At 45.3% G+C, this 6,000-nt stretch carries 7 protein-coding genes; 4 read left to right on the forward strand and 3 right to left on the reverse strand.

Features of this window, described 5'->3' with window-relative positions; genetic code table 11:
• Nucleotides 1-322: 322 nt before the first annotated feature.
• From G493_RS32560 to cas2, 4 genes are all read left to right on the forward strand, one after another.
• Entirely contained in the window at nucleotides 323-1,186 is an 864-nt protein-coding gene (locus tag G493_RS32560; RefSeq protein ID WP_051309676.1) for a spermine/spermidine synthase domain-containing protein, read from the forward strand.
• Between the two features lie 381 nt (nucleotides 1,187-1,567).
• On the forward strand, nucleotides 1,568-2,566 hold the full coding sequence (gene rhuM, locus G493_RS0120340) for a virulence protein RhuM/Fic/DOC family protein (RefSeq protein ID WP_232363805.1): 999 nt from the start codon (nucleotides 1,568-1,570) through the stop codon (nucleotides 2,564-2,566).
• Between the two features lie 129 nt (nucleotides 2,567-2,695).
• Complete coding sequence (locus G493_RS30420) at nucleotides 2,696-2,950, forward strand: CRISPR-associated protein Cas4 (protein WP_051309678.1); 255 nt, start codon at nucleotides 2,696-2,698, stop codon at nucleotides 2,948-2,950.
• Entirely contained in the window at nucleotides 2,913-3,173 is a 261-nt protein-coding gene (gene cas2, locus G493_RS34085) for a CRISPR-associated endonuclease Cas2 (RefSeq protein WP_205623732.1), read from the forward strand. Before G493_RS30420 ends, cas2 begins: the two co-directional genes overlap by 38 nt.
• A 25-nt stretch (nucleotides 3,174-3,198) precedes the next feature.
• Here cas2 and G493_RS0120350 read toward each other — a convergent pair whose 3' ends face one another.
• The 3 genes from G493_RS0120350 to hcp form a co-directional block, all read right to left on the reverse strand.
• A complete protein-coding gene (locus G493_RS0120350; RefSeq protein ID WP_028581865.1) occupies nucleotides 3,199-3,735 on the reverse strand; it encodes an HPP family protein in 537 nt (178 codons plus the stop codon).
• Complete coding sequence (locus tag G493_RS0120355; RefSeq protein ID WP_051309679.1) at nucleotides 3,732-4,358, reverse strand: CBS domain-containing protein; 627 nt, start codon at nucleotides 4,356-4,358, stop codon at nucleotides 3,732-3,734. The genes G493_RS0120350 and G493_RS0120355 overlap by 4 nt, the downstream gene beginning before the upstream one ends.
• 202 nt (nucleotides 4,359-4,560) lie before the next feature.
• On the reverse strand, nucleotides 4,561-6,000 hold a 1,440-nt coding region (hcp, locus tag G493_RS0120360; RefSeq protein WP_028581867.1), incomplete at its 5' end, for a hydroxylamine reductase.

Below are 6,000 nucleotides of genomic sequence, written 5' to 3' on the forward strand. Positions count from 1 at the left end.
TGCTGACTTTCATCGTGTATGAAAGGATCAACTTCCGAGAACAAACACAGGGGCTGCAGCCGATATGGCTGCAGCCCTTTTTTTTTTGGTATCAATTACAGGCGGCCATATTGAATATCCCTGATATTTTCACGGAACGGGCATTTTTACATTCACCGTAACGACACATTCTTTTCTGGAATATTCAACAAGTAATGTTAACTTTGACAGATACTGACTGTACATAAATGAGTATTTTTGCTCAAATTTAGGTAAGCACAGACATATGGCTGATATCGGAGTCCACGCTTACCTTCGAGGATAAAATTTTAAGCATAGCACAATGATTGGGCAGGCAATCGCAGAACGAGACTCCGAAAAGACCATTTATGGACAGGCATTGGTCAAAAACGCTAAAACAACACAGGCTATGGAACAAGTTATCTACAAAGGGAAAACTCAGGACCACGTGGTTGAAGTCAGTGGCGACGGCTCCCTGAGAACACTGCGGTTCGGCACCGAAGAACGCCAGACCTGTATTGACCTGAATAATCCTGCGGATCTGCAGTTGAGCTATACCCGCTGGATGATGAGTGCACTGCTTCTGGTTCCCGAAACACAGGCCTTTCTGGTATGTGGACTGGGCGGAGGCGCCATTCCTCATTTTCTGCACCATCATTTCCCGAAATCTCACATAGACATTGTGGAAAAACAAGCAGAGGTCATAGAGGTCTCCAAAAAATATTTCCGCCTGCCCTGCCATCATCCCCTCAATATCATCAACCAGGATGCCGTTGATTTTATCAGCAAACCAACGGAAAAGCTCTATGACCTTGCTTTCATAGACCTCTTTGACGCCCAGGCCATGGCTCCGCCCCTCTATGTGGAAGAGTTCTACACAGGTATTTTGCAATGCATGCAGCCACATGGAATTATGGTGATCAACCTCTGGAATGGGCTTGATGAGGTCTATACAACCGCCTGTAAGGCGATCAACAAAAGCTGCCGGGGACAGATGCTTGAGATGGCAGTAAAAAAAAGAAGCAACTCCATTATACTGGCCTTTTCTGGAGATATCCCAAAAGACAGGTTACGTGCAGCACGAAAAAACCTCCACCATTGGCAACAGCAATATCAGTTGCCCTTCCACACCTATTTCAAACGCCTTAGAAGAACAAACAAAACTCCACGTTTTTCTTTGTTATAATCCTGGGGGAGGTATTGATTTACCTCTTTTCCGGCAATTCTTGTACAGGTAAATATCTTCTACCAATTCATCCCCCACAACCCCTTCAAACATCAATATCCTCGCTCCTACAGAGTGCTATTTATCTAATCATCTCAATACCACGAGAGCATTTTTGCAATTGATAGGGTTCAACACCAATGGTATAGCTGAAAAAGGGAAAGGGAAAGGGAACATTTCAAGGTATTCACTTCACTTGAAAGCTGCTTAGTCAAAAAAAAATAAGGGGTTACTCACTATATGATAAAGCCTATATGTTAAGGTGAACATGAACTTTGAGGGATATCACTTTCAGAGAATACCTATGAATGACGATAATAAAAATTTGGATGGTTTTTAAAAGTGACAAAAACAGATATTCCCGATAAGGGCGAAATAATCATTTACACCCCTGGTATTAAGGAAGAGGATCTTACCGTCCACCTTGTAGGCGAAACCGTCTGGTTAACGCAGGCTCAGATGGGAGCCTTGTTTCAAAGGGATCAATCTGTTATTTCCAGGCATGTCAACAATGTCTTCAAAGAAGGCGAGTTGGAAAGGAAAAGCAATATGCAAAAAATGCATATTACAAATTCTGACAAGCCTGTTTCCTTCTACAACCTTGATGTCATCATTTCCGTCGGTTACCGGGTGAAATCTCAACGCGGCACCCAATTCCGCATCTGGGCAACAAAGATACTCAAAGAACACCTGGTCAAAGGTTTTACCACCAATCAGCAGCGCCTTGCGGAGAAAGGTCTTGCAGAAGCACAACAGGTTCTGACGCTGCTCTCCAAAACTTTACGGGAGCATCATCTGGTCAGTAATGAGGGGCTATCGGTCTTACAGATTGTAAGCGGCTATGCCTCTACCTGGAGGATCCTGCTGCAATATGATGAAAACGTGCTTCCCGTACCAGATGAAAAAACTTTGGACAGTTTGCCCTTTTCCATCATTTCGGTACGCCAGAACATTTCTCTTCTCAAAAGAGATTTGCTGGAAAAGGGTGAAGCCACTGAGCTGTTCGGCAATGAGCGCAGTGAGCATCTGGAAGGCATTATAGGCTCAGTTTTTCAAACCTTTGATGGTCATGACCTGTATCCGAGCCTGGAGGAAAAGGCTGCAAATCTCCTCTACTTTGTAATAAAGGATCACCCCTTTACTGATGGCAACAAGCGCATTGGCGCCTTTCTGTTCCTACTGTTTCTCGAACAGAACGAGTTGCTGCATACCATGCGGCTCGACAATAATGCCCTGGTTGCCCTGACACTGCTGACAGCGACCAGTGACCCCTCCCAAAAAGAGATTGTAATCAAACTTATTGTTAATTTGCTGTTTGAAAGCAAGGGAGTGCAATTATAATGTTCGCTGAAGACGACCTGGTCATGATTTCAGCTTTGCGGCATTATATCTTTTGCTCCAGGTAGGGAATCCCGTAGAAAGAGCAAAGTCGAGTTCGACGTACCCATCCGTTCCCTCACCCTTGGGATTGTGGGACGGACTGATATTGTTGAATTTCATTTGCAGGATAACGGTATCTGGCAACCCTTTCCGGTGGAGTACAAGAGAAGGCGTCCCAAAAAAGACAGTATCGATCGGGTGCAACTTTGTGCACAGGGCATCTGCCTGGAAAAAATGCTGGATGTCAAAGTTCCTGCAGACGCACTCTATTACGGGCAAAAGAAACGTCGACACGAAGTTACATTTGATGCACTCCTACGTCAGAAGAGTAGCCAAGGTCTGTAAAAATTTTGGCCAGCGTGTTCAATATTCAGTATTTGAGTGCATTGTTGCACCCTGCCCAATGGGTAACTTTCAAAAGCAAGTGCTTAACGAATCTTCCTGGCATTTACGAATGAAACAGGAAGACCATCGAGCGTTGTCGACATTAATTTATAGTCATATCAACCCATACGGTATTTTTGAACTGGATATGAACGAACGTTTGGCGATTCATGCAGCTGCATAAAGATGATATTGAATCTGACTGTCTCTTAGAACCAAAATTCAGGATATTGCCTTTTTGATGACAGATTATTAACGAGCAGAGCAACGATCAGCATAATGATTGCTCCCAATCCTACAGGGACCAAAACATACAAATATCCAAGGGCGTGAACCTTGCTGCTGCCGATAACTGCGATCAGGGCGGTAGCACCGCCAGGGGGATGCAGGGTTCGGGTAACGAGCATGACAGCAATAGCCGTTGCCACAGCTAAGGCTGCAGCAAGCCAGAGCTGGCTACTAAAATTCTGGTAACAGAACACTCCGATAAAAGCGGAAAGGATATGGCCGCCAAGCAGATTTCGGGGTTGGGCCAAAGGACTTTTTATGGCCCCGTAAATCAGTACGGCAGATGCTCCGAAGCTTCCGATAATCATTACCATATCACTTTGAGCAAGTAGATTGAAATGACTATAGGCTACAGCGGATATTCCGAGAAACGCTCCGAGCCACGACCAAAAGACCTCACGTATAGGTGGCCTGGGAGGACTTTGAGTGAACCCTTTCATTTTCCTGAAATACTTCATGAGTTCCTCCTGGCCTGCATGATGTGAGCACGAACGAGGTCAGATCTGGTCAAAATACCGATCAATTTATCACTGTCCTTGGCCAACACCGGTAAGCGATTAATCCCATTTTCTTGAAGAAGCGTTGCTGCTACCGTAGCCCCCCTGTCTTCCCGAATGGTTATTGCGGGTGTGCTCATAATATCGGCCGCTGTGGCTTTACGGATGGAAGCTGTTGCACACTCTCTGCCCTGTAGGCAGGCTGTTATCACAGCCATGAAAGATTGATCAGCAGCCCCCATATGTTTAAAAAAATCCCGCTCTGAAATAATACCAATGATTTTTTCGTCTTCATCAAGAACCGGAACTCCAGACACGTTGGCAGTAGCCATTATATCCGCCACTTCGATAAGAGAGGTAAAGTTTCTCACGCTGACAACCTGTCCGCTTGCAAGTTCTCCAGCCGTAATTGAATTCATACGGCTGAGTGCATATTGATAGGCATGGCGATAGAGCAACTTGAAATCCGCAGCAGTAATATCCAGGTAGCCATGAATTTTCTGCATGGCAGTGTGGATATCATCGTCAGAAATATCTATCTCAATCTGAATGTCACCGTTTGTATGTGTTCGTTTTCGTGTCATTATATTGGTCAAACAATCGCTTGTCTCCAGCAATATGTTAATAATTCGAATGCCTTTAACAGCGGTTCAGAATTTCAAGATATATGAATATATATTCACACAAAGCATAAAAAGTGAACAAATGAATAAACGGAAGGAAGAAGCAGGTAAGCCTAATGATTGCAAATCATATGAGACTTACCCGCGTTTCCATGCCTATGGTTCAGCCAAGAATGACTTGCAGGTCTTCGTCAGGAGTGGAAATGGGCATGATATTGAAGTTCTCCACTAATACATTGAGAACATTCGGTGTCACGAACGCCGGTAAACTTGGTCCGAGACGGATATCCTTGATTCCCAGTGAAAAGAGTGACAGTAAAATGACGACTGCCTTTTGTTCATACCAGGAAAGAACCAGTGATAATGGGAGATCGTTAACCCCGCAATCAAAAGCATCGGCCAGTGCCATGGCAATCTTCACTGCGGAATAGGCGTCGTTGCATTGACCTACATCGAGCAACCTTGGAATTCCTCCTATATCGCCAAGTTTTTTGTCAAAGAAGCGGAACTTACCGCACGCCAAAGTAAGAACCATGCAGTCCTCTGGAACTTTTTCGACCAGCTCAGTGTAATAGTTGCGCCCAGGCTTGGCACCATCACAGCCACCTACCAGGAAGAAATGACGGATAGCCTTAGCTTTGACCGCTTCAATTACCGTATCAGCCACTCCCAGAACGGTATTTCTGGCAAAACCGACCATAACACTGCCCTTATCCGCTTCATCGGTAAATCCCTCTAAAGCCAGGGCTCTATCGATGACCGCGCTGAAATCCTTCTCACCACTGCCGGGCACGTGGGCAACGTCTGGCCAACCCACAAGTCCGGTGGTAAAGACATTGTTTTTATAAGAGTCCAGGGGTTTCTGGATACAATTTGTGGTAAAGAGGATGGCGCCAGGGAATTCCGGCATTTCTTTTTGCTGGTTCTGCCAGGCCGTACCGAAATGTCCATAGAAATGAGAGTATTTTTTCAGCTCAGGATATCCATGACAAGGTAACATTTCACCATGAGTATAGATATTGATGCCTTTGCCTTCGGTTTGCTTGAGCAGCATTTCCAGATCTTTCAAATCATGGCCGGTAACCAAAATACATTTACCGGGGATATACCCCAGAGGAACTTCCGTGGGGACAGGATGACCATACGTTCCGGTGTTGCCGGCATCCAGGAGCTCCATGGCGCGTATATTGACTTCTCCGGTTTTAAGTGCCATGGCAACGAGATCGTTGAGTTCCATTTCACCGGTAAGAGCTGCCATCGCTTCGTGGATGAACGCATAAACCATATCATCCTCTTGACCTAAAATGGCTGCATGGTCAGTGTAAGCGGCAAGGCCTCGAAGACCATAAAGAATAATCTGTTTCAGAGAACGCAGGTCTTCATTGGTATCGAGATTGGGAATAAAATTCAGATCCTCACCCTGTTCTTCAAGATCGGAAAGGCTATCAGCAGGAGTAAAGGTTAATGCCGCAGCCGAACTTGCAATCGTAGCACCGGCAGCTTCCACTTTCTCTTTAAGCTGATCACGCAACGCTACCGCTTCTCTGATCCATTCCTCGAAACGAGCCGGATCAAAATCAACATTTGTCAAACAGGAAAAAAT

Source organism: Desulfogranum japonicum DSM 18378, assembly GCF_000429945.1.
Taxonomy (GTDB): Bacteria; Desulfobacterota; Desulfobulbia; order Desulfobulbales; family Desulfobulbaceae; genus Desulfogranum; species Desulfogranum japonicum.

Coding starts and splice junctions, on each gene's coding strand:
- G493_RS32560 (WP_051309676.1), top strand. CDS start 323: ATGATTGGGCAGGCAATCGCAGAACGAGACTCCGAAAAGACCATTTAT.
- cas2 (WP_205623732.1), top strand. CDS start 2,913: ATGCACTCCTACGTCAGAAGAGTAGCCAAGGTCTGTAAAAATTTTGGC.
- G493_RS0120350 (WP_028581865.1), bottom strand. CDS start 3,735: ATGAAGTATTTCAGGAAAATGAAAGGGTTCACTCAAAGTCCTCCCAGG.
- G493_RS0120355 (WP_051309679.1), bottom strand. CDS start 4,358: ATGACACGAAAACGAACACATACAAACGGTGACATTCAGATTGAGATA.